The 24211-nt window shown below is 39.8% G+C and carries 16 protein-coding genes and 2 pseudogenes; 8 read left to right on the top strand and 10 right to left on the bottom strand.

Annotated features, from left to right (window positions below):
* Positions 1-6 precede the first annotated feature (6 nt).
* The 3 genes from GXP75_RS15305 (at position 7) to GXP75_RS15295 (ending at position 2856) form a co-directional block, all read left to right on the top strand.
* Positions 7-1305: an arsenic transporter gene (locus GXP75_RS15305; RefSeq protein ID WP_214918352.1), complete on the top strand. Its 1299-nt coding sequence runs from the start codon at positions 7-9 to the stop codon at positions 1303-1305.
* A 24-nt stretch (positions 1306-1329) separates the two neighbouring features.
* Positions 1330-1749, top strand: a complete 420-nt coding sequence (gene arsC / locus GXP75_RS15300; RefSeq protein WP_242557200.1) for an arsenate reductase (thioredoxin) — start codon at positions 1330-1332, stop codon at positions 1747-1749.
* Between the two features lie 465 nt (positions 1750-2214).
* Complete coding sequence (locus GXP75_RS15295; RefSeq protein ID WP_242557199.1) at positions 2215-2856, top strand: hypothetical protein; 642 nt, start codon at positions 2215-2217, stop codon at positions 2854-2856.
* Between the two features lie 186 nt (positions 2857-3042).
* Here the strand turns inward: GXP75_RS15295 and GXP75_RS15290 are convergent.
* From GXP75_RS15290 to GXP75_RS15280, 3 genes and pseudogenes are all read right to left on the bottom strand, one after another.
* Positions 3043-4520 (bottom strand): annotated as a pseudogene (locus GXP75_RS15290) (sodium:solute symporter family protein).
* Entirely contained in the window at positions 4517-4717 is a 201-nt protein-coding gene (locus GXP75_RS15285) for a DUF3311 domain-containing protein (protein ID WP_061572276.1), read from the bottom strand. Before GXP75_RS15285 ends, GXP75_RS15290 begins: the two are co-directional and overlap by 4 nt.
* Positions 4718-5062: 345 nt before the next feature.
* A complete protein-coding gene (locus GXP75_RS15280; protein ID WP_214918361.1) occupies positions 5063-5641 on the bottom strand; it encodes a LysE family translocator in 579 nt (192 codons plus the stop codon).
* 132 nt (positions 5642-5773) lie between these two features.
* On the opposite strand from GXP75_RS15280, the gene GXP75_RS15275 reads away from it, so the two are divergent.
* Positions 5774-6667 (top strand): LysR family transcriptional regulator, encoded by an 894-nt coding sequence (locus tag GXP75_RS15275; RefSeq protein ID WP_242557198.1) that lies wholly within the window; start codon positions 5774-5776, stop codon positions 6665-6667.
* A gap of 248 nt (positions 6668-6915) precedes the next feature.
* Here the strand turns inward: GXP75_RS15275 and GXP75_RS15270 are convergent.
* The 7 genes and pseudogenes from GXP75_RS15270 to GXP75_RS15240 all read right to left on the bottom strand — a co-directional run.
* Positions 6916-8181, bottom strand: a pseudogene (locus GXP75_RS15270) (IS1182 family transposase); the annotation flags it as partial.
* A 164-nt stretch (positions 8182-8345) separates the two neighbouring features.
* The gene (locus GXP75_RS15265; protein ID WP_242557197.1) at positions 8346-10409 is read right to left on the bottom strand and encodes a glycoside hydrolase family 32 protein; all 2064 of its coding nucleotides are present in this window, start codon (positions 10407-10409) and stop codon (positions 8346-8348) included.
* 140 nt (positions 10410-10549) lie between these two features.
* A complete protein-coding gene (gene levG / locus GXP75_RS15260; RefSeq protein ID WP_214919385.1) occupies positions 10550-11377 on the bottom strand; it encodes a PTS fructose transporter subunit IID in 828 nt (275 codons plus the stop codon).
* A gap of 20 nt (positions 11378-11397) precedes the next feature.
* The gene (levF, locus tag GXP75_RS15255; RefSeq protein WP_061572274.1) at positions 11398-12201 is read right to left on the bottom strand and encodes a PTS fructose transporter subunit IIC; all 804 of its coding nucleotides are present in this window, start codon (positions 12199-12201) and stop codon (positions 11398-11400) included.
* A 4-nt stretch (positions 12202-12205) separates the two neighbouring features.
* Entirely contained in the window at positions 12206-12706 is a 501-nt protein-coding gene (locus GXP75_RS15250) for a PTS sugar transporter subunit IIB (protein WP_242557196.1), read from the bottom strand.
* Positions 12706-13146, bottom strand: a complete 441-nt coding sequence (gene levD / locus GXP75_RS15245; RefSeq protein ID WP_242557195.1) for a PTS fructose transporter subunit IIA — start codon at positions 13144-13146, stop codon at positions 12706-12708. Before levD ends, GXP75_RS15250 begins: the two co-directional genes overlap by 1 nt.
* 192 nt (positions 13147-13338) lie before the next feature.
* Entirely contained in the window at positions 13339-16149 is a 2811-nt protein-coding gene (locus tag GXP75_RS15240; protein ID WP_242557194.1) for a sigma-54-dependent transcriptional regulator, read from the bottom strand.
* Positions 16150-16821: 672 nt separating this feature from the next.
* On the opposite strand from GXP75_RS15240, the gene GXP75_RS15235 reads away from it, so the two are divergent.
* The 4 genes from GXP75_RS15235 (at position 16822) to GXP75_RS15220 (ending at position 24197) form a co-directional block, all read left to right on the top strand.
* The gene (locus tag GXP75_RS15235; RefSeq protein ID WP_214919379.1) at positions 16822-17277 is read left to right on the top strand and encodes a MarR family transcriptional regulator; all 456 of its coding nucleotides are present in this window, start codon (positions 16822-16824) and stop codon (positions 17275-17277) included.
* Positions 17274-19931 carry an MMPL family transporter gene (locus GXP75_RS15230; RefSeq protein ID WP_242557193.1) on the top strand — a complete coding sequence of 886 codons (2658 nt, stop codon included), beginning with the start codon at positions 17274-17276 and terminating at the stop codon, positions 19929-19931. The genes GXP75_RS15235 and GXP75_RS15230 overlap by 4 nt, the downstream gene beginning before the upstream one ends.
* A 227-nt stretch (positions 19932-20158) precedes the next feature.
* Positions 20159-22111 (top strand): mannose transport/utilization transcriptional regulator ManR, encoded by a 1953-nt coding sequence (manR, locus tag GXP75_RS15225; RefSeq protein ID WP_242557192.1) that lies wholly within the window; start codon positions 20159-20161, stop codon positions 22109-22111.
* A gap of 148 nt (positions 22112-22259) precedes the next feature.
* Complete coding sequence (locus tag GXP75_RS15220) at positions 22260-24197, top strand: PTS fructose transporter subunit IIABC (protein WP_242557191.1); 1938 nt, start codon at positions 22260-22262, stop codon at positions 24195-24197.
* The last annotated feature ends 14 nt before the right edge of the window (positions 24198-24211 follow it).

Below are 24211 nucleotides of genomic sequence, written 5' to 3'. Positions count from 1 at the left end.
TTTACATTGACTTCAGTGATTTTGGCGTTAGTCATATTTGTATTAACCTTAATATTGGTTATATGGCAACCGAGAAACTTGTCTATAGGATGGTCAGCCTGTGGAGGAGCTGTTTTAGCTTTAATCGTAGGCGTTGTAAATTTCCAAGATGTAATTACGGTTACAGGAATTGTTTGGAATGCCACTTTAGCTTTTGTCGCAATCATTATCATTTCACTCATACTTGATAAAATCGGTTTCTTTGAGTGGGCGGCACTTCATATGGCTAAGGCAGCAAAAGGAAACGGTATACGTATGTTCGTTTATGTATCTATCCTGGGTGCAATAGTAGCTGCTTTATTTGCAAATGATGGTGCAGCTCTTATACTGACACCAATTGTATTAGCTATGGTCAGGGCGTTAAACTTCAATGAAAAACTAGTATTCCCTTTTATCATGGCTAGTGGATTTATTGCTGATACGACTTCACTGCCGTTAGTGGTGAGTAATTTGGTAAACATTGTGTCTGCGGACTATTTTCACATTAGTTTTATCGATTATGCTTCCAGAATGATTGTTCCTAACTTGTTCGCGTTAGCAGCGAGCATCATTGTACTGTACCTTTTCTTTAGAAAAAGTATACCTAAACGTTATAATCTGACTGAATTGAAACAACCTGTTGAAGCAATAAAAGATCAAAAAATGTTCCGCTTATCTTGGTATATTTTAGGTTTGTTGTTAGCTGGATATTTCGCAAGTGAATTTTTATCTATCCCTGTGTCAGCGGTAGCCGGTATTATTGCAATCTTTTTCTTAATCGCTGCACAAAAGAGTCCAGCCATTCATACAAAAAGAGTATTAAAAGAAGCGCCATGGGCTATCGTTTTCTTTTCAATAGGCATGTATGTTGTTGTTTACGGTGTGCGAAATGCCGGTTTAACAGATGTACTTTCAGATGTTATTCAAGCAATGGCTGATCAGGGGTTGTTTGCCGGAACAATTGGAATGGGCTTTATCGCGGCGATTCTTTCTTCGGTTATGAATAACATGCCCACTGTTATGATTGATGCATTAGCCATTGCTGGTACAGATACACATGGAATGATGAGAGAGGCGTTAATCTATGCAAATGTCATTGGTTCAGATTTAGGGCCGAAAATCACACCGATCGGTTCCTTGGCTACCCTTTTATGGCTGCATGTCCTTTCACAAAAAGGTGTGAAGATTTCTTGGGGCACTTATTTTAAAACAGGAATTATCTTAACCATACCAACCCTATTTATTACACTTACAGGCCTGTATGTTTGGCTGCTGATTATTCATTAACAGTTCTAAAAGGAGAAGATGAACATGTCAAAGAAAATGATTTACTTTTTATGCACCGGGAACTCGTGCCGCAGCCAAATGGCTGAAGGATGGGCTAAAAAACATATTGGAGATAAGTGGAATGTGTATAGCGCAGGAATCGAGGCTCATGGGTTAAATCCGAATGCTGTCAAAGCGATGAAAGAAGTAGGCATTGATATCTCGGATCAAACCTCAGATATTATTGATCCTGATATTTTAAACAACGCTGATTTAGTTGTGACGCTTTGCGGTGATGCAGCCGATAAATGCCCGATGACGCCTCCGCATATAAAACGTGTGCACTGGGGCTTTGACGATCCGGCAAAAGCGCAAGGAACCGATGAAGAAAAATGGGCATTTTTCCAAAGAGTCCGTGATGAAATTGGAGACCGATTAAAACAGTTTGCTGAAACTGGGGAATAAAAAAACAAAATGAGCTGAGAAAGACTCAGCTTTTCCTTCAGTTTATATATAAGTGTGCTGCGGACCACTTCTTAAAAAGAAACATACCATACAATGCTGGTATGTTTTTTTATTTAATTCCCATAACGTTGAACCAGTGACATGTTTTTACTTAGTAGCTCGCTGTTCATTATCCTAGTGACATTATTGACGGAGCACTTATTGGGCTGATAGTTATTTAAACTCCGAAATAAACTCTTTCACTGTATGATACATTAGACAAAAAGTTTTACCTTCAAAAAGAAAATGGAGTATAATATGCAATCAAAAATGGTATTTGTTTATTTCAACATAGTGCTTCAATACTTGGCTCAAATCCCCTTTTTTTAAAAAGTTATTCTTATTTTCATTTCATTTTTCCAGTTTAATCTTTTGTTTTGGAAGGAAAATAAGTAATAGCTAAATAAAAGGAGGAATAATCTCTATATGAAAAATAAGATGAAAAGTTTCTGTATCGCTTTAATAGGCTTATTTATGGTTGGAAATTTGATTGGCTGTACTAATCAACAAGGTTCACAAGAAAATACAACTGAAAATCACAAAAATACTCAACAAAACACATCGAATTTAAAAAAGTATTCTAAAGATCCCGACAAAAATAGTGATGATGAAGACTTTGACTTAATAGGAACATTGGATACTGAAACCAGCGATCAGTTAACTCTGGTTATTGATCAAAAGAAGGTCAAAGTCCCAAAAAGCAGTTCATTTAAAAAAGAGAAGATAGGGAATGAAAATGTTAAAGGGAAACTAGTTAAGGTCGAAATTGATTCAAAAAGACAAGAAGCTGAAGCTTTAGAATTAACACCTCAGGCAAAGGCTGATTCTAATGGAGTGTATGAGAAAGATGATGATGGCGATTTTAAATTGATTGGAAAATTGATTGAAGAAACTGCCGCTAATGTGACAGTCCAAGTATCTAATGGAAAAAAAACATATACAAAAGCAGATGATTATAAGAAAGATACAGAGGGTATCTCCGGAGACATTCAAGGCAAAATAGTACGACTAGAAGTGAAGAAGAATAATGAAGCAGAAAGTTTAGACATTGATCCTGAAGATCAATGAGATAACTAAGGGAGTGGCTGAATGGTTACTCCCCGGTTCAATATATAGCATCACATCATCAAGGCCTGTGTTATCATGTGCTATTCCGTCTATATAAAAAGGACTGCCAATAAAAAAGCAGTCCAACTGAGACCTTAAATAATAAATGGTGCGGTAATTATTCATTTAGTAAAACCAAAAAATACTTTATTTTGCCGAGCTTATTGTTTCATTTGCGCCATGTTTGTTTTTTCGAGTAACCATACTGACGATCACCATCACCATGCAGTAATGAGCAAAGCAATAATACCGGTATTTACATCTTTCAATGACTGCGGGAAAGTCGGGAATACATCAGCAATCGTTGTGTGACTAACAGTAATATATGCTACTGTGGCTAGTCCGCAAATGATACCGGCACCTGCTCCGTATTTCGTAATAAAATGATTCTTCATTAAACTAAAGAACAGTGACGGAGCTAGTTGTGTCATTAAGCTGTAGCCCATCAGAATAATATTTGATAGAGTAGCTCCCCCATTCAGGGTAAAATAGACAGCAATAAGAGAGACTACAGGAACAAGAAGCTTAGCCAGTCTGCCAATTGTCTGATCAGTCGCGGAAGGTACGAACACGTTATATATATTTTTCGATAATAAAGTTGCCGTATTCATGATGAGCAATGAACCAGGTACCAACGCTGTCAATAACCCAGCTCCTCCTATTACACCAATAACCCAGGGATCAAAAGTGTCGATAGAGAGACGCAGTAAAGAAAGATCCACTTCTTCGCCTTCTAATCCCGGAACCTTCAGAATTGCTGCGGTTCCAACGAAAAATACAAATAATAACATAAGGGTATATAACGGACTAATAATAGCGTTCTTACGAAATACCTTTTCGTTTTGTGCTGTATATGTAGAACTGAACACTTGCGGCCACATATAGAAACCCAACACAAGCAGCAATACAGTGGAGATTAGCCAAGAAACACTAAGGCCTTGGTCAGGGAACTTCAGAAATTCAGGGTTCGCTGTATGTACTGCTTCGAACATAGGTTGAAACCCGCCATAATAATGTATAGGCAGATAAATTCCCAGGAAGCCTATCACTCCGACCATCACAATATCTTTAATTATAGCTATCCAAGCTGATCCATGGACTCCTGATATCATGACGTATACGGTTAGACTTATGGCACCCAGCCAAACAGCTGTATGCATCGGGATCGCCCCATACGATGCTTGCGAAACGATGATTCCCATGCCTTTCAGTTGAACGACAATAACAGGTATCATTCCTATCACACCAACCATCGCTACAAGCACACCTAAAAACGGACTTCTATACTTACTCACAAAGAAATCCGATTGCGACAGTAAGTTATTCTCTTTTGCATACTTCCATATGACTGGCAATAGCCAATAGGATAAAACATATGATAAGACAATATACATAAGAACGTATAAAGCCGGCGCTCCTTTGCCGTAAGCCCAGCCGCTGCCTCCAAGGAAAGAAAAGGTCGTATAGATTTCCCCAGCCATCAAAAGAAAGACCAAGATTGCACCGAATCCCCTGCCTCCGACTGTCCATTGTTCCAAGTCCATCTTTTTTCCTTTTGTGGATCGAATGCCTAAGAAAACTGCCAGAAGTAAAAATCCTAATATAATCAAAAGAGCAATATTCATTTTTTATCATCCTCTTTGTTTCGGGGATCCAATTTATACATGATACCTAGAATAACAGAGGTAAGAACTGTCCAAACAGTCACCCAAAACATAATAAACGGCATAGAAAACACAAAAGGCTCGACTCTGTTAACGAAAGGAAGAAAGCACAACATACCTATGAAAGGTACTATTGAAAGAAGATAAACAACTTTCATTTTGAAATCACCATCCAAATATTAGTTGCAACCTTGCGATTAGTGAGTTGCTTCATGAAGACATCTTATGCTTTATTTCATCTTTATGCAAAATTGTTTACCATGTAGCGATGTTCACAATATGATTTATTGTAACACCTGGTTTGAATCTTAAGAGATAGAAACTTTTTCTGCATGAGAATACCTTGTTTTATAAATATTTCTATTTTCCCTAGACGATCCCATGACATGGAACCAAATTCAGGTCATAGATAGTCATTATAAAGAAAGATCCTAAGAAATATTGTATTCTTAGGATCTTGATGAGGTTTAATATATTTATAGTGCTTTTAGCTATTCTTTGTTTTAAAGAAAAACAGTTACCGCAGAGTAAATGAGCAACAAGCACATAATGAATCGAAATGCTTTATCATATTTCAAAAAAAGTTTTTTGAAAATAGAGCCGAACCCTGACCATAAAAGCAACGCTAGCCAGCCCAGGAAAATTGCTAATGTGAGGTAGAGAATAATCGATTTAATAGAATGATGAAATGGCAATATAAAAGCACTCATCACTGTTAAGAAGAACAAAATACTCTTAATATTTAAAATTTGAAATATAAAACCTGATAAAAAAGAAGAATGTTTATTTGTAGAATCCTTCTTTGAACTTTTGGGGAAACCGACTTGCCAAGCCAAATAAAGCAGATATACTGCACCAGCCATTTTAAAGTATGGCTCTACAACAGGAATCCAATTGTATAGACCTATTGTAAATACGCCGCTTAGAATTCCAAGTACTGCAAAACCTGACAATATGCCGGTATTAAAACGCCAAGAACCTATAAAGCCAAACCTCTGGGCTTCATTCATCATTAGGATGTTACTTGGACCAGGCGTAATGGATGTCATAATCACATACGAAAGAAAAGCTATGATACTCATTGAATCACCTTCTTTTACTAGTGTCATACTGGGCAGTTTTTATTGTATGATAATGATATCTATAAATAAAATTGAAATATAAAAAACCATTATTGATTTTTTCGATGCATCATAGCATTTGAGGTGAAAATTATGGAAATTAGACATCTTATTACGTTTCTGGCCATTGTAGAAACCGGAAGTTATACAGGAGCTGCTTCGAAGTTAGGCTATACTCAATCCACTATAACCACTCATATCCAAGCGCTTGAGCATGAAATTGGAGGTGAGTTATTTACGTATGAAAAAAGGAATTTAAAGCTGACTCATTTAGGCACAGAACTAATACCTTTAGCAGAAGATTTACTTTCTACCCACGATCAAATAAAGAATATGCAAAGCGTTCACGAAGTCAAGGGAGTATTAAAGGTGGCAGCACCAGAGTCCTTAACGATTTCTAGACTAGGACCAATAATCAGGGAATACTCCTTAAAATATCCTCATGTGAAAATCATCTTAAGCAACGGTACATGTGGGGAAAACCAAATAGATTTATTAAGCGGACGGGTGGATATTGCTTTTATGGTGTATCCAGCATTACATCTAGATAAATGTGTTCATTATTCATTAACCGAGGAGAAAATTGTCCTTGTGAGCAGTATTGATGGGCCAGACCATTTTGATGAATATAAAAAACCTAACAACAAAAACTTTTTTATAACAAATGAAGAAGGCTGCAGTTATCGGTCAATGTTTGAAAGATATCTTGTAAAGCATGACATCAATAACTTTCAAACAATGGAGTTATGGAGTATAGAAGCGATAAAGCAAACTGTCATGAGCGGCCTTGGATTTTCAGCTTTACCCTATATTACAGTTAAAGAAGAAGTGGAAGGTGGTAAGCTGAAAATTCTTTGTCATTCTGAGAATTTCGACCTGTTTTATTCTCATATGTTAATCAAAAAGAAAAAATGGCAATTGCCAGCAGCAAAAGCTTTTGTTGAACTTGTACTAAATTCGTTTAGTGAATCTAACTTAATTAAATAATATCATGGTGATTTCCGATGAAGCTTTGGTATTTAAAAGAACCTGGCACCAGTGTCTGTTGCTTTAATTATCAATTATAATCGGAACAGTGATGAGGGCCTATTCTAATGAAAAAGAAACATACCTAACGATGTTGGTATGTTCAGCTTGTAGAGAAAACGATGTTTTTTCTACAAGCTTTTTTGTTTTGTGCTGTTTCATTTAGATATTGATCGGATTTCAGATACAGAAAAAGAGCTCCCACATACCTAGCCTTGCTTGGCTAGGTATGTGGCAATCTTCTTCATATTCTGGCACGCGGCTGTGAGAAGAACTTGTTCGCTCACATTTTGTTTTCCCCTCAACCGGCAGTAGCGAAGCCCGTGCAGTTGTTTTGAGTCTGCAAAGCTTCGCTCTATTTTTTCTTTTCTTTTTTTGTAGAGGTTTTTCCCTGACACAGACAAGCGGTTTTGCCTGATCTTTTCTTTATGGTCTTCCCACACATGCCGAGTGATGATCTTCTGATGGTTCTTCGATTTTGTGCAATTCGCAAGCAGAGGGCATGACGAACATGTTTTAGGATTTGATTTATATGATCTGTAGCCTTTTCGATCAGTTGTTGAGTACGTAAGTGTTTGCTGGTTCGGACAAATGTACCTGTCTGTTTCACTGTCGTATTGAAATTTCCACTTTGGAAACAAACCTCTAGTAGGGTGATAGCGTCTATGGGCGATGACACCAAAAATATGGCGGTCAGATAATCCTTTACAAATGGGAGTCGTTAAATAGCCGGAATCAAGAGCGACAGCTTCCACCTGAAAACCAAATCGTGCGATTTGGTGATCTAATCGGTCAAGGTAAGGCACAGAATCATGGACATTTCCAGGTGTGACATAGGCATCGGTGATAATGTTGTATTTCATATCCGTTGTTCAGTGATCTAAATAGAAAAAACCTTCTGGTTTATTCTCACGATACAGATATCCACTTTCAGGATCAGTGTGGCTCTGGCGAATTTCTTTTTCTATTTTCACCTCCTCTTTGCTTTTCAAGGGCTTTTTTCCGTGTTCCTCCCGATCTTCTTCGATGGCTTCATTTAAGTCTTTGATATAGTTTTGTGTATCCTGTTCAATCGTTTTTCTAGTGTATTTATGCTTGTTGGCATTGGCTTTAAGGTGAGTTGAATCGGTGAATAGGACACGCCCGCCCACCATGTCATGATTGATGGCCTGAAGAACGATCTCATCAAAAATGTCTTGGAAAATAGTTGTATCTTTAAAGCGTGTGCGTCTGTTCCAGCTGATGGTGGAGTGGTGCGGAACTGGGTCATTGATATTCAGTCCCAAAAACCATCTGTACGCCATATTGTAGTAAATTTCTTTTTCAAGCTGTCTTTCTGAACGGATACCGTAGAGGTAGCCGATAAACATCATTTTGAATAAAATCAGCGGATCGAGTGAGGGGCGGCCTTTGTTTTCACTATAGTAAGGTTTCACCTTTTCAATGATAAAAGAGAAGTCTATGTATTTATCAATTTAAGGGAAAATAAAGGCTGTCGAGATTTTCTCGACAGCCTGAAGGCACAGACTGTTTGAGTCTGTGCCTTTTTTATAGAGAAGGGGTAAGAAATTCAATCTCTCTTCCAGCGAAATCGAAAAATAGTATTAGATTCTAATCATTAGTCCCTTGGATTCAAGTGTCATCTGTTCAACTCTTTATTTTCTGCCATCCAAGTCTCTGCGTTAACATTCTGGAAGGCTGCTGTAGCATCCCAAACGTTCAGACCAAATTGACCTTCTGAAAATGTAGAATCATTAGCATCTATTACAAGACGATCATCCAAATACATTTTAAAATTGGTGCCGTTAGCTGTCGTTTTAAGATGATATTTTTTATTTATATCTATTGGTGTTTGGTGTTCGGCAATAACAGTGGCAATCCCGTCCTCAAACTTAAAAAATTTCACCAGATCATGTTTCGCATCCACATTTGCAAGGTAGCCATTTTGTGCATTTTTGTCAGCGCGAAATACAAGAGCTCCTGCCCCTTTTCCATTCCTATCCTTAATTGTTATTTCAGATTCATAGGTGAAATCTGCTTCTGATGCTGAAGACATAATGAAGGAATCGCCGTCTGATCGTCCTTGTTTTCCATCAATTGTGTCGGCCCACGTACCGTTTACAGTTGTCCAGCCAGTCAAATTGGATATAAACGGTGACGTTCCCCATGCTTTATTTAAAGGATGAATCGTTAGGGAGTTTACCTTAACACGGCCATTAACAGCATATAATTCAAGACCTTTGCTTGATCTATCCGGAAGAATGATGTCAGTCAACACCTGCTGCCCGTCATTGCCAAATACTTCGACTGAAGAGCGGTCAACAAAAATACGCATTTTCATCTTTCCATTTACCGGCTTCAGCGGAGCTGCTTGTTTCCCAGTGCTAAAGGTTGGATTAAAGGTGACATTTCCGGATTTGCTTCGGTCAACGAACAGTTTGCCGCTCTTTTGATGGTAACCGACTTTTGTATATTGATTTCTCCCTGTTCGAACCTTAAAACCAAATTCAGAAGCCGAACCTGGGTTCACTTGAAACTCTGCATTCATTTCATAAGCATCTCCAGATATGCCCGCCAATACATTACTGCTCTCTGGCGATATGCTCTTATTTTTCCACTCCTGTGAGGCCCCGCGGATAGATTGCAGCTCTGTTACTGGTGTTTGAATGACTCTGACCCCTTCGGAAAACGCTTTCAATCTTACTTCTCTTGGAATAGTCATTGCACTTCTCCATGGAGATGTAGGAACATCGTTGGCATATTGCCAATTACTCATCCACCCTAGCCAAAGCCGCCGTCCGTCTGAAGATGGTGTATCAGACCAAGAAACAGCTGCATAAAAGTCTTTACCGTAGTCGGTCCATAATACTTTGTCTGGCGGGTTTTCGTTCTTGAAAGTTGTTCCATCAAAATTTCCTACAAAATACTGCATGCCTGACCCTCCTGAAACCGCACCGTTTCCGACACTGACTTGCATCACCCATTTCTTTTGTTTCGGATTGCCGTCTACAGGAAGCTCAAATAAATCCGGGCATTCCCATACGCCTCCATGACTGCCTTGTCCTTGCCCAAACTCACTTGCATATGTCCACTGCTTAAGATTTTTCGATGTATAAATGAGAATTCGGTCACCAGCTGCCAGGACCATCACCCACTTTTTATCTTTTTCGTACCAAAACACTTTCGGATCGCGAAAGTCTTTTTTTCCCGGGTTTGGAATGACCGGATTACCTGAGTATTTCGTCCACGTTCTGCCTTTATCATTACTATAGGCAATGCTTTGCACTTGGCCGTCTTCGTGATCCTGCGTATATATAGAGACAAGCGGCTTCTCTTTTCCAGTTTGAAAACCGCTTGTATTATTCCAATCAACCACTGCGCTTCCGGAAAAAATCGTGCCTTTTTCATCCGGTGACAGCGCTATAGGGAGATGCTTCCAATGAACTAAATCCTTGCTTACTGCATGGCCCCAATGCATCGGCCCCCATTGCAGACCATATGGATGATGCTGATAAAACAAATGATACTCCCCTGCATAATAAACCATTCCGTTTGGATCATTCATCCAGTTTGCCTCTGGTGTGAAGTGATATTGAGGACGGTAATCCTCATCATAGTAGCTTGAATCGACTGCACCTACTGGTAGTGCCATAGTAAACAGCATGGTGAACAGGATCACGACTTGAATAAGCTTCTTTTTCATTCTTATTCTCTCCTCTCTAACGTTTGAAAACATTCAAGAGAGACATCTGCACGAGTGGATCCGTGATAAAAGCTGTATCGAATGATGAAGAGGTTATGAGAAAGACTTCTGCAGGTTCTCCCCTTTTTACCTGTTAGCGCTTATGCCAGAAATCCAGCCCAATAGCCAAGAATACCGATCACAAATATGCCAACTATAATAAGGAGCGGATTTACTCCTTTTCGCAGCATCCATGCCACTAGTAAAGTCAATCCTAAAGGCAGCACCCCCGGCATAATGCTGTCTAAAATATTTTGAACGGTTTGAACGTCAACTTTTCCGTTATCATCTTTAATTCTTGAAACAACGATTGGGATGTTGATAGTGGTCCACTTGGAGACCAAAGCCCCCATCACAAATAACCCGAGGATGGATGCACCTTCTGTCAGTTTTTGAATACGATTCCCTGCTAAATCCTGCAAAATCTCCATCCCTTTTACATAGCCGTACTTTAAACCGTAATATTTTGTGGTTAATCTGATGGCATTCAGCAGGAAAAAGAACAGCAGAGGACCGGCAATGTTTCCGCCTAAAGCAAGAGAAGCCCCTAAAGCAGCCAATACGGGACGTACGGTTCCCCAGAAAATAGGGTCACCCACACCCGCTATCGGACCCATTAAACCGATTTTCATCCCGCTTATTGCTTTCTCGTCAATTCCTTTATTGTTCGCCATTTCTTCTTCCATGGCAGCTGTCACCCCAAATATGGGTGCGGACAGCCACGGATGTGTATTAAACCATTCCAAGTGCCGTTGCAATGCTGCGTTTCTTTTCGCTCCCGGACCGTACAATTTTTTGATCGCCGGTATCATCACATAGCAATATCCCATTGCCTGCACACGTTCAAAGTTAAATGAGCCGAGCAAGAAATTCGAACGGATAAACATACTGAAAATGTCTTTTTTCGTTAATCTTTTTTCTTTCTCCATTTTTCATCCCCCCTCGTTCTTTATGCATCAAGATCATCATCATCATAGACAGCGGCATTGCTGCCGTCTGCAGCTGCGGCGACTGCTCCGTGTGCGCTATGTTTTTGCATAACCTGCTGATATAAAAGCGCCAGACAAAGGCCGAGAGCGCCAAACCCTACTAAATTGAAATCGGTAAACGCTGCCAACAAAAAACCAATATAGAAAAACGGCTTCAGATAAGGGATATTCATCATATTGATTACCATGGCATACCCCACAACAACAATGATGCCTCCGCCTATTTGCAACCCTTTGGTAATGACTTCCGGAATATTTCCCAAGAACGCCTGAACAGCGCTCACACTGATTAAGGCCACAATCAAAGTCGGTATCATGACACGCAGCGCTTGAAACACCATAGCGGTAATATGCATAATTTCAATTCCTTTGATATTCCCCTCCCTAGCATATTTATCAGCACGGTGAATGAAAAAGACAGTAATCGTTCGGACAAAAATAGTAAGCGCTTGACCTGCAGCTGCCAAAGCAACAGCGACGGCAATGCCTTCACCAATGCCTTGATCAGCGGTAATCACCAAAATGGTTGAAATCACAGAGGCAATAGCTGTATCCGGTGCCATGGCAAGGCCGACATTCATCCAGCCCAGCGCCATCAGCTCCAGCGTTCCTCCTAAAATGATTCCTGTTTTCAGATCACCAAGCACCAGGCCAACCAAAGTGCAGGCAACCAGCGGACGGTGTGTTTGTCCTTCATCCAATACACTTGCTATACCTGTAATGGCTGCAATGATTAACAACAAAATAATTTGTAGTGAAGACATCATCTCATCCCCTTGATGATTTTGTTACATTTCTTAAAATCTCCATAAAGTCTTCGCTGGCATCAGAAGGCAGCTGCCTCAATTCCAGTGTGACGCCTAATTCATTTAATGTTTCAAACGCCTCTATATCCTCTTCAGTTACGCTGACTGATTTGGTGATTTGCCGGCGATTATTCTCAAAACGCATACCTCCGACATTTACGGTTTTGATAGGGACGCCTGCTTCTATGAGAGATACAATATCGGATGGGTTTTCAAACAGCAGCATCGCCGTTACCCCTTCGTAGCGCGGACTATGAAACGCCTTTGCCATTTTAGAAATTGATACGGCACTCGACTTTACATTGGAAGGAGCAACAGAAAGGATCAGGGTTTTTCTCATTTCATCCTGCGCAACGTCATCTGACACAACGATGATTCGGTCTGCTGCATGGACTTTAATCCATCTTGTCAGGATTTGGCCGTGAATAAAGCGGTCATCAATTCTTGCCAATGTAATGTTCATCATAGTTCATCCTCTCTTTTTTCTTCGCAAACTGTTTTTACTTTTTCTAAATGTTCGCTGCAAACTTGAAAGCTTTGCTGGCTCATTTTTTTTAAGTGATTCAGCAATTCTTTGAGTTTCATGTGTTCTCTTAGGCTTAATACCTCCAGTAGTATCGGCAGGTTTATGCCGGCAGCCATATCCATTCTTTGATCCTTAGCGATGAAGGATGCCGCTGCGTTATACGGTGTGCCTCCAAAAATATCAACTAAAAAAAGCACCTCATTTTCATTCGGAATATCCTGAAGCGTCTGATGATATTTTTCTTGCAGCGTTTGGATGCCCTCTCCTTTTAAAAACGGCACCGCTATCAAATGATTTTCTTCACCGAATATCATGCCAGAAGATTCTTTTAATGCTATGGGAAAGTCCCCATGTCCGCTAATAATGACTGAAATCATAACACGTTTGCTCCTTTCCTTTTTCATAACACCCATTTATAATGCAAGTATCGTGCCAAAGAAGCTGTGTTAAGCGCATTCATTTATTTTGCAGCACATGAAGAAAGCTGATTGAAACACTTGTGGATACAAAAATAAACCTGTATTAAAATGGCATTCCATTTAATACAGGTTTAAGTTAAAAAAAAGCTTTTAACACATGTGGCCATATACTTCTTCAGCAAAAATGGCGGCTATATATAATTTTTCATCATCGCTTATGTTCAGCCCTAATTTTTCTTCATAAGGGATTAATGTTCGCTCTGTCACCTCAAAAATCTCTTTCAGCTGATCGGTTATTTCATCTTCTTCGGAAAAGGCAATCGGATTCTGTTTAATCACCCTTTCAAAGGCAAAAGCCGTATGCATAATCACTTTGATCATCACTGTGTTATTAAAAATGATGCCTAGCTCGTCTTGAATGGTTTGAAGCCACTCTAATAAGATATCTATAATGTGATGGGGGTTCAAAAAAACCAGATACTTTTTCAAACTATCCTCGCAAAGCTCCCGTACAATGATGTTTGTGCCCGATAATCCATTACTCATCGGGATGCTGCCTTTTGTGATCGCCTGTTGGATCATCTTCTCTCCTTCACCTTCAATTAAGACCTCCAAGGATACATGAGGAGCATTGATTTTAGGATCCTTTGTTCCTACTGTCGCAAGGATCTCATACTCTTTCTCGATTTCTTTGATCCTGTTTGCCAATTTAATCGATGATACGGTCAATATGTGGATAGGAGCATCAGAGGCCTTGTTTACGATTGTTGTTAAGATGTCTTCCAGCTTTTTCGCCGTTCCGCTGCCTGTTGTACAGATCGAAACCAACGCCCTCTTTTTGCCTGGTGATGCGGCAGGCTGCCGATCCCATAACTCAATAAAATCCTTAGTGACCGAGTCATATATGGCATGTAAATGTAAATTCAGATAGTTCACCTTTCTGACGGCGTCCAGCACCATTGAGGTCGTGACATTGCTGATTGTTTTGATTTTGATGCCTGTTTTTTCTTCAAGCTTGCTTTCCAGCATTGCAAGTGACCCCATGTCAACAAGCATTAAAACACCTTCACCTTCATCTACCTGCTTCATTTTCTCCGCTAAGCGTTCCATGATTTCCGCAGGTGAAACAGAAAGGGGCATATCGACGGCCGCAATTGGGGTGCTCCCTAAAAGCTCCGTCGCTACTTCAACCATTGAACTCGCCATGCTATTTCCATGTGCGGCAACCACAATTCCCACTCTTTTGTTTTCTTTTAACGTTTTGATGGAATGAATCAGCATCGTTAAGTAGATGACTTCTATTTCCGGGACGGTTACTCTGAAGTGTTCCTGAATTTTGTCTTTAAATATGAGCGCCACCTGATACTCTTTCACATGTGTATCACGAATTTCATCTGTTTCCTGCGCATTTAAAACATCAATTTGCTTTCCGCGTTTTAAAAATGAATCGATATGCATACTTAAGAAATAAATAAATTTACGGTCAAATGTGCAATTCAATTCATCTTCAGCTACTTCTTTTAATTGCTTCGTCATTTGAATCACGTCGTCCTCAACAAATGTCAGCAGGTTGTCATTTCGAAAAGCCCTTTGGTTAAAAAAGCTTCTGACATGCAAATGAATATCCGTTAAAATATATTGGTTTATTTCCTTTTTGGACAAACCTTCTTTGTTTAACACTTCGACCTTTTTTTCTATCAAATGATACAAATTAAATGATAGATCATCATCAATTTTTGTTGTTTCATCTTCTACTATCGGGGATATGATGGTAGTGATATTGACATATTCAGAAATCGTTTTGCTTCTTTTCATGTTTTTGCTGCTTGACATCCAATCTTGCTTGATTTCATCCGGGAGATCCCGAACGGTTAGTTCCACAACTTCATCTCTGTCAAGATTATGTAAAAATCCATGTGCACAAACTAATTGTACATTTGATTTCAGCTGTCCCACATTCCCAAATTTCGCAGAATGAATCAATGCATTATATACATCGATATGCACACTTAGATTCTTCTTAATACGCTCTGCTTCTTTTCCCAATAAAAACGTTGTCAGATCAACTCTTTCTTTAAGAGATCGTTCTTCCAGCGATGGAATATGAATCGTCATTGGAATTCTTCGCAAAAATGTTTTTAATAAGGCAGAATTAGGATTTTCGGTAGTTGCGCAAATAAATAATACTTTCGATGTTCGTTTATGCTCAGTTTCTCCAAGGCGGTTATAAGATCCGCTGTCAATGAAATAAAACAGCATTTCTTGTCCCTCAGGAGGAAGACGATGGATTTCATCCATAAACAGAATACCCCCGTCGGCCTGCTCAACTAAACCGGCTTTATCTTCGTTCGCGCCAGTATATGCTCCTTTCTTATGACCAAATAATTGAGAGAGTAATAATTGAGGATTGTTATAGTAATCTGCACAATTAAATGTGATGAACGGAGAACCAGGCTTCAAAATGTCAGAATAAGTCGCAAACTGATAAATTCGGTTCGCAAAAAGGGATTTACCGGAGCCTGTTGGCCCTAAGAGGAGCATGTGCAGACCGTGTGGAGGATAAAAAACAGCTGCTTTTGCTTGAGAAATTGCTTTCTTCAAACTCCCTTTTGCTCCAATCATAAGTTCTAAAGGGTTCATAGAAATGTTTTGATGTATCTTTTTTGGGTTTTCAGAAAACTGCTTCAGCTCTTTAACTTCCATTATCTCTGTATCCCATTTTTTGTTGAAGGCTTTTTCCACTACTTCCACCGGAATGTAGCGCACGGGAAACGTTTTAATCTTTATCACCTTTTTGGACCGCACGAGATTGTTTAATTCAAAACTGACATTGGACCGGTCTATCTTTAATTGCTGAGCAATTTCCTTTGCTGAATTTCCCTGCACGTTTAGAAGATGATGTACGTCAGTCTTATGAAAATTTTGCAGCAGCTGGCGGTATATTTTATCAATCCTTTTCATCTATATCATCCTTTGTCCTTATTAGTCAAAATTGAAAAAACGAACATCAGTTTTTATGCCTTGTACTGAGGATCTTATCTCATTTAAGACCTTGCATTCACATGGATCCTTTATTTTTTGAATATTCCGTTAAATGTTTATATATGCAGGAAACAATCAGCATCTTGTCTCACCAGATTGCACCGATTAAAAATAATTATGAAGAGACGCCCTTTTTATTTTTGGTGTTTTTGATCTATGATTTACTCAGGTTGTCCCCCTTCAAAAGTAATAATTCGTAAACAGTTTATCACTCTTCGGGAACATATTGATGACAAAGTTCCGATACTGCGGAAAATGCATCTTAAAGATCAGGATAAACAGCCCAAAACTTAATCTCTTGTCATTATAAACAAAAAGCCTAACAACAAAAACTTTTTTATAACAAATAAGAAGGCTGCAGTTATTGTTTTATGATTATAAATTCTTTGTTTATATATCAATATAACTGATGACCTCTAAATGAGATTGTTCTTTTATTTTCTTTGCCTTTGTTTAGGTAAACCATTGTTTGATTTTAGACATTCCTTGTTGAAAATATCATGTTGACAGGACATAGTTTAGCGGGATAAACTAATTGACATCAATCATAAAGTATATAGGGATCAACCATAATGCAGGGAGGAAATACGATTGGATGAAAAAAAGCTATGTCAGGCAATAGAACTCTTTGCAGAAGTATTATTTGAAGGCACAGAGTTTGTGCATCGGGAAGTAAATCAGGATGTATTCGAACATATTTCAAGAGAACAGGCTGACCTGTTAATGATATTAAAAATTAAAGGCCCATCCTCTCCGGGCAGTTTGGCTATTATACAAAATGTCCATAAGAGTGCTATTTCTAACAGATTAAAGAAGCTGCTGGAAAAGGGATTGGTTGAATGGGATGACTGTCAAATCAAGAGTGATAAACGCTCAAAGCTTATTAAAATCACAGAAAAGGGAGAAAAAATAAAGGAAGAATTAGATTCAGCTGTATTTAACGCTCTCGAAGGGCTTATCGACGATATAGATGATGAGCATTTAGATTCCTTCATCGAAATATTCACCATCATAAAAAGAAAATTTAAAGGAGAACTTGCAAAATGAGGTTCATAATCAAATTCAAATGGGCAATAGCTGCGGTCATCTTAGCGCTGACGGTCGTATTGAGTTTATTCTCTCCAAACTTAACGGAGCTGGCCAATCAAAAGGGGCAGTCACAGCTCCCTGCTGATTCGGTTTCGGAAAGAGCAAATGCCATTCTAAAACAAGCCGGGGAAAATAATAACTCGATAAGCGTTGTCTTTACATTAGACCATGCTTTAAAGAAAGATACAGAAGATCAGCTCCGTAAAATGATCGGTAAAATCAAAAAGATCGACGGTGTTGAAGAGGTAACGTCTCCTTTGACAGATGAAAAAGAAGTCAAAGATCAATTGATTTCTAAAGATAAGAAAACAGTTCTTATTCCTGTAACCATTACGGGATCTGATAAAAAGGCGGAAAAAATCGCCGACGATATTTATAAAATCGTTCCAGATAATTTGACGGCATACATTACAGGAGCTTCTCTTATCAATCAGGATTTCGGACACAGCTCAGAGGAAGGCCTAAAGAAAACGGAAGTGATCACAGTCTGTTTGATTGTCGGTTTACTGCTGATTGTTTTCCGATCTATCGTGACACCTTTTATCCCTATTATTATTGTTGGTTTCACCTATTTAATCAGTCAATCCCTACTGGGGATCTTAGTGTATAATGCTGATTTTCCTATTTCCACGTTCACTCAAACATTTTTAGTCGCAATACTGTTCGGTATTGGAACCGATTACTGCATTCTTCTTCTCACCCGTTTCCGTGAAGAATTAGCTAACGGACATGACAAGAAAGAGGCTGCGCTTATCGCTTACCGTACAGGTGGGAAAACAATATTTATCAGCGGTTTTGCGGTATTGATCGGGTTTTCTGCTTTAGGCTTTGCGAAATTTGCCATATTCCAATCGGCTGTGGGAGTCGCGGTTGGGGTTGGAATATTAATGATCGTCCTATTTACCTTGCTGCCACTATTTATGGTGACACTAGGTGAAAAATTATTCTGGCCGTCTAAGAAAGTTTTATCTCATAGTGACAATAAATTGTGGACTTTTCTTGGCAAACATTCGGTTGCGCGTCCGTTCCTATTTATCGTTATTACAGTCATTATTACGCTGCCTTTCATTTTGACATATGATGATCAGATTTCATTCGATTCGACTGCGGAAATAAGCAGCAATTACAAATCCATAAAAGGCCTGCAAACAATCAAAGATGGATTTGGTGAAGGGAAAGCGTTTCCTGTGAATGTGGTGATTAAAGGAGAAAAAGATATAGCGACTGCTGAAACCATCCCATATCTCGGGAACATAAGTAAAGCCATCGAGAAAGTGGACCATGTGGATTCTGTCATGACAATCACACAGCCAACCGGAGAGAAAATCAAAGATTTATATATTGATAATCAACTTGGCTCGGTATCAGACGGATTGGATAAGACAGTCAAAGGACTAGGCGATGTCCAAAGCGGTTTATCAGATGTAGAAGAAGGACTAAATCAAATGGCCGGACAAACCGGAACGGCTGCAAATAGTGATTCTGGCGGTTCACTGGGGGACACAGCAGACGGGTTGGGGAAAATCAATAAACAGTTACAGCTTGTCAGCAATCAGCTTTCTCAAACCGGCAATACCGCGCAGGCTGTGCCTCAGCTTACAGCAATCAGCGGGCAGTTGGGGCAGATTCAAAGCGGGCTTGAACAAGCCGATCAACAGCTTTCAGGCCAGCAAAAGCAAGCAGGCTCTCTGACAGAAAGTCTGAATCAGCTTGCCAAAGGGGTAAGGAGTGCAAATGACGGCCTTACCAAAATTTCAGACGGCATAACCGCATCTTCTGATATGTTAGAGAAAATGAGTAAAAGCTCAACAATTCGTGATACGGGTATCTTCATTCCTGACAGTGTTATGAAAAATAAAGATTTTAAGACATCAATTGATCGTTACTCCTTTGCAGACGGTAAAGGTGTGCAATTAAGTGTCGTCTTGGATTCAAACCCTTATTCAGAACAAGCAATCACTACAGTAAATAAGATCAAAAAAGCCGTAGCAAACGAAGCCGCCGGCACACCATTAGAGGATGCGAACATTGTATACGGCGGGGTGTCCAGTACAAATGCGGATTTAAAAGATTTATCCACAACAGATTTTTCAAGAACAATGGTCATTATGATGATTGGTTTGTTTGTAGTGTTAACCATTTTGTTCCGTTCAATGGTCATGCCGATTTATATGATGGCATCACTATTGCTTACGTATTACACTTCGATATCGATTACGGAATTAATTTTTGTAAACTTCTTGGGCAATGATGGGGTCAGTTGGGCAGTTCCATTCTTTAGTTTTGTCATATTGATCGCTTTAGGTATAGATTATTCGATCTTTTTACTCGATCGTTTTAAAGAAGAGGTACACCTTGGAATTCGTCAAGGTGTAGTCAGATCAATGAGCAAAATGGGATCTGTTATCATTACGGCGGCCATCATTTTGGCAGGCACATTCGCGGCGATGATGCCTTCAGGAGTAAATACGCTTATGCAAGTGGCAAGTGTCGTCATTATTGGGCTGCTGCTTTACGGACTTGTCATCCTCCCGCTGCTGTTTCCGGCAATTATCGTTACGTTTGGAGAAGGTAACTGGTGGCCGTTTGTGAGGAAGAAAATGAAGGAATAATCAAATGAGAGTGATGGACAGCGCTTCTGTTCATCACTCTTTCTTATTTTGATGAATGAACAGGTACGTTTTCTGAGCAAAAATCCAATTTTTCCGGAAGTTTCGGTAAAAAACGAAACTTTTAGCGCTTTTATTTCACTTTATAATGTAAGCGGTTTCGTATGTAGTATGTTTATACTATTAGTACATCATTTGAGTGAAACACACAGGAAGGATAGAAAAAACAGATGAGATACATGAATACTAGACAAAAAGACATTTTGTATCTGTTGTTATCTGAACCTGATGACTATTTAGTCGTGCAAGATTTCGCCGACAGGGTAAAGTGTTCTGAAAAAACGATCAGGAATGATCTGAAAACGATTGAAAGTTATCTGCATGAACATTCTCCTGCTCAGCTCATTCGAAAACCAGGGTTAGGTGTCTATTTAAATATAGAAGAACATGAAAGGGCCCGGTTAACTCAACAATTAGGTACTGAACATTTTGGTTCAAAGCAGCAGTCCGATGAAGAAAGAATTCTGCAAATCGCTTATCAATTATTAATGCATCCAAAACATGTTTCGGCAAAAGAAGTTGCCGCTCAGCTTTTTTTGAATAAATCTTCCATCAAAAGGGATTTACATGAAATTGAAGAATGGCTGAAGCGATTTGATCTCAAATTGGTGTCAAAGCAGCGGCTCGGTTTAAAGATCGAGGGAAATGAAAGAAATAAAAGAAAAGCTTTAGCCAGAATATCTGATTTGATTGATAATCCTGAGTTTACAAGTCAATTTATTAAAAGCAAGTTCTTAAGTCATGAAGTGGAATTTGTGGCGAATGAATTCAAAACATTGCAAAAGCACCATTCTATCTATTTCACAGATGAAACGTTCGAGAATTTATTATTGCATACATTGCTGATGATACGCCGAATCAAAATGAAGCAGCCCATCTCGATTTCGCCAACAGAAATGGCAGCAGTAGAAAAGAAGAAAGAATATCAATGGTCAATTGCATGTTTAAAACGGCTGGAAGCGGTTTTTGCCATCCGCTTCCCTAAAGAAGAAGCCGTGTATTTAACGCTGCATATACTCGGCGGGAAAGTTCGTTTTCGGTCTCAGGAAGAAGAGAAAAAGGTTCTGGAAAATCCCTTGCTTCCCATGGTTGTGCGGCATTTAATAGATCGTGTGTCAGAACTGAAAATGCTTGATTTTCATAGTGATCAGGATTTGATCAACGGATTGTACATCCATCTCAATACAGTGCTAAACCGGCTGAATTACGATCTTTCTGTATCAAATCCAATGCTAAATGACATAAAAAAAATGTACCCTTATCTGTTTCATATGATCATTGACGTACTGGAAGACATCAATCAAACGTTTGCTCTTTCTATTCCTGAGGAAGAGGCCGCTTATCTGACATTGCATTTTCAAGCTGCGGTCGAACGTTTGCACTACAGCAGCGAGAAGCATAAAAAGGCAATCATTCTCTGCCACATGGGCATTGGAATGTCACAATTGCTGCGAACAAAAATTGAACGGAAATTTCATCAAATCGTTGTGAAGGCCTGTATTGCAAAAGCTGATTTAGCAGATTACACAACAAAGCATGGGGACATAGATCTTGTCATTTCCACGATAGCGCTGGAACATGTACCGATTCCTCATATTGTTGTATCGCCGCTGTTGGAGCCTTCTGATGAGAAGAAGCTAAGTGCATTTATGGATCAGGTTGAAGAATCGCAACGCCAAACACAAAAAACGTTTAAGATGTTGAACAATACGACTCCTTTCTTAGTTTTTTTGCAGCAAGAGTCAGTTCATCGCTATAAGCTGATTGAACAAATGGCAATGGTCTTATACGAGAAGGGCTATGTTGAAAAGGAGTATGCCATTCATGCCGTGATGAGAGAAAAAATGTCGGCGACAAACATTGGGGCTGGCATTGCGATTCCTCATGCAAACTCTAAATTTATTAAACAATCAGCCATTGCGATTGCCACATTAAAAGAGCCGCTTGATTGGGGTGCTGAAAAAGTGTCGCTCGTCTTTATGCTGGCTGTCAAACACGAGGATCAAAACATGACAAAGCAATTGTTCCATGAACTGTCATATCTTAGTGAGCAGCCGGCATTTATTCATAAGCTGACGAAAGAAACAAATGTTATGACATTTTTATCTTATTTAGATTACTAAAAGCGGGGCTTCGATGTCCTGCTTTTTTTGTATATGGAAAAATGCTAGTTTTTCCGGAATTAACGGTAAAAAACAGCGCTTTTACCAGCATGATGTTGATATACAGTTGTTACAGGCCTTATGAATCATACTTTAAAGGAGGACTCGTATGAAACTGTTAGCGATTACATCATGTCCGAATGGAATTGCCCATACATATATGGCGGCGGAAAATCTTCAAAAAGCTGCCGACAGATTAGGCGTCCAAATGAAAGTCGAGACCCAAGGCGGAATCGGGGTGGAAAATGAGCTGACCGAAGAGGAGATTCGTGAAGCAGACGCGATCATTATCGCTGCAGACCGCTCGGTAAACAAAGACCGGTTTATAGGAAAAAAGCTGTTGTCTGTCGGGGTTCAGGATGGTATCCGCAAACCGGAAGAATTGATTCAAAAAGCACTTAACGGCGATGTGCCGGTCTACCGTTCAGCTTCAAAATCGGAAGCCGGCAATCAACAGGAGAAAAAACAAAATCCGATTTACCGTCATTTAATGAACGGTGTTTCTTTTATGGTTCCATTCATCGTCGTCGGCGGGTTATTGATAGCGGTTGCATTGACGCTTGGAGGTGAAAAAACACCGAAAGGCTTAGTCATTCCGGATGATTCTTTTTGGAAAACGATTGAACAGATCGGAAGTGCCTCATTCTCATTCATGATCCCGATTTTGGCCGGATATATCGCGTACAGCATCGCTGATAAGCCTGGGCTTGTACCAGGAATGATCGGCGGATATATCGCAGCGACGGGAAGCTTTTACGGCAGTGCAAGCGGAGCCGGTTTTCTCGGCGGCATCATCGGCGGGTTTTTGGCGGGGTATGCTGCCCTTTCGATCAAAAAATTAAAGGTTCCAAAAGCGATTCAGCCGATTATGCCGATTATTATTATTCCAGTGTTCGCTTCACTTATTGTAGGTTTGGCGTTTGTGTTTTTGATCGGTGCACCTGTAGCCCAAATTTTCGAATCTTTAACGGTATGGCTGGCAGGTATGAAAGGTTCGAGCTCCATCCTGCTGGCATTGATTTTAGGCGCAATGATTTCATTTGATATGGGTGGTCCTGTAAACAAGGTGGCATTCCTGTTTGGATCGGCCATGATCGGAGAAGGAAACTATGAAATTATGGGACCGATTGCCGTCGCCATTTGTATACCGCCGATCGGCCTTGGGATTGCAACGTTTTTTGGAAAAAGAAAATTTCAGGAGTCGGAAAGAGAAATGGGAAAAGCATCATTTACCATGGGGCTCTTCGGCATCACTGAAGGAGCCATTCCATTCGCGGCACAGGACCCGCTTCGCGTCATTCCGGGGATTATGGCAGGTTCTATGACTGGTTCTGTGATCGCTATGATCGGCAATGTCGGAGACAGAGTAGCACACGGCGGGCCCATAGTAGCAGTACTAGGCGCCGTTGATCATGTATTGATGTTTTTTATTGCAGTGATTGCCGGATCTCTTACCACTGCTCTTTTAGTTAATGTACTAAAAAAAGATATTACGGTTTCACCCGCCGGGCTGAGTGAAGCTGCAGCATCGAATGACTTTCCGCAACAGCACAATGAAGCGGAAAGCAGACAGATGGAGAAGACGGATATTAACAAGCTGACAGACATTATGAGTATAGATCTTATTGAACCAACATTATCAGGCGAAACCAGAGATGACATTATTGATGAAATGATTCAAAAATTGTCCCGCACAGGTATGCTGCATTCAGAGAGCGATTTTAAACAAGCAATCATGAATCGCGAACAAGAGGGGACAACGGCGATTGGCATGAATATCGCGATTCCGCACGGGAAGTCTGATGCCGTCAAGAAGCCGAGTGTAGCGTTTGGAATCAAACGATCAGGCATTGATTGGAACAGTCTTGATGGATCAGAAGCAAAGTTAATCTTTATGATCGCTGTGCCGAAAGATAGCGGAGGGAACCAGCATCTGAAACTGCTGCAAATGCTATCTCGAAAACTGATGGATGACAGCTATAGGGAAAGGCTGCTCTCTGTGCAGACAAAAGAAGAAGCATACACACTCCTAGATGAAATCATATAAAGCGGGGGATTTTC

It is taken from the genome of Bacillus sp. HU-1818 (assembly GCF_022695965.1).
Lineage (GTDB): Bacteria > Bacillota > Bacilli > Bacillales > Bacillaceae > Bacillus > Bacillus atrophaeus.
The sequence above is the reverse complement of the archived record's forward strand: the minus strand, read 5'-3'. Positions and strand labels throughout refer to the sequence as shown.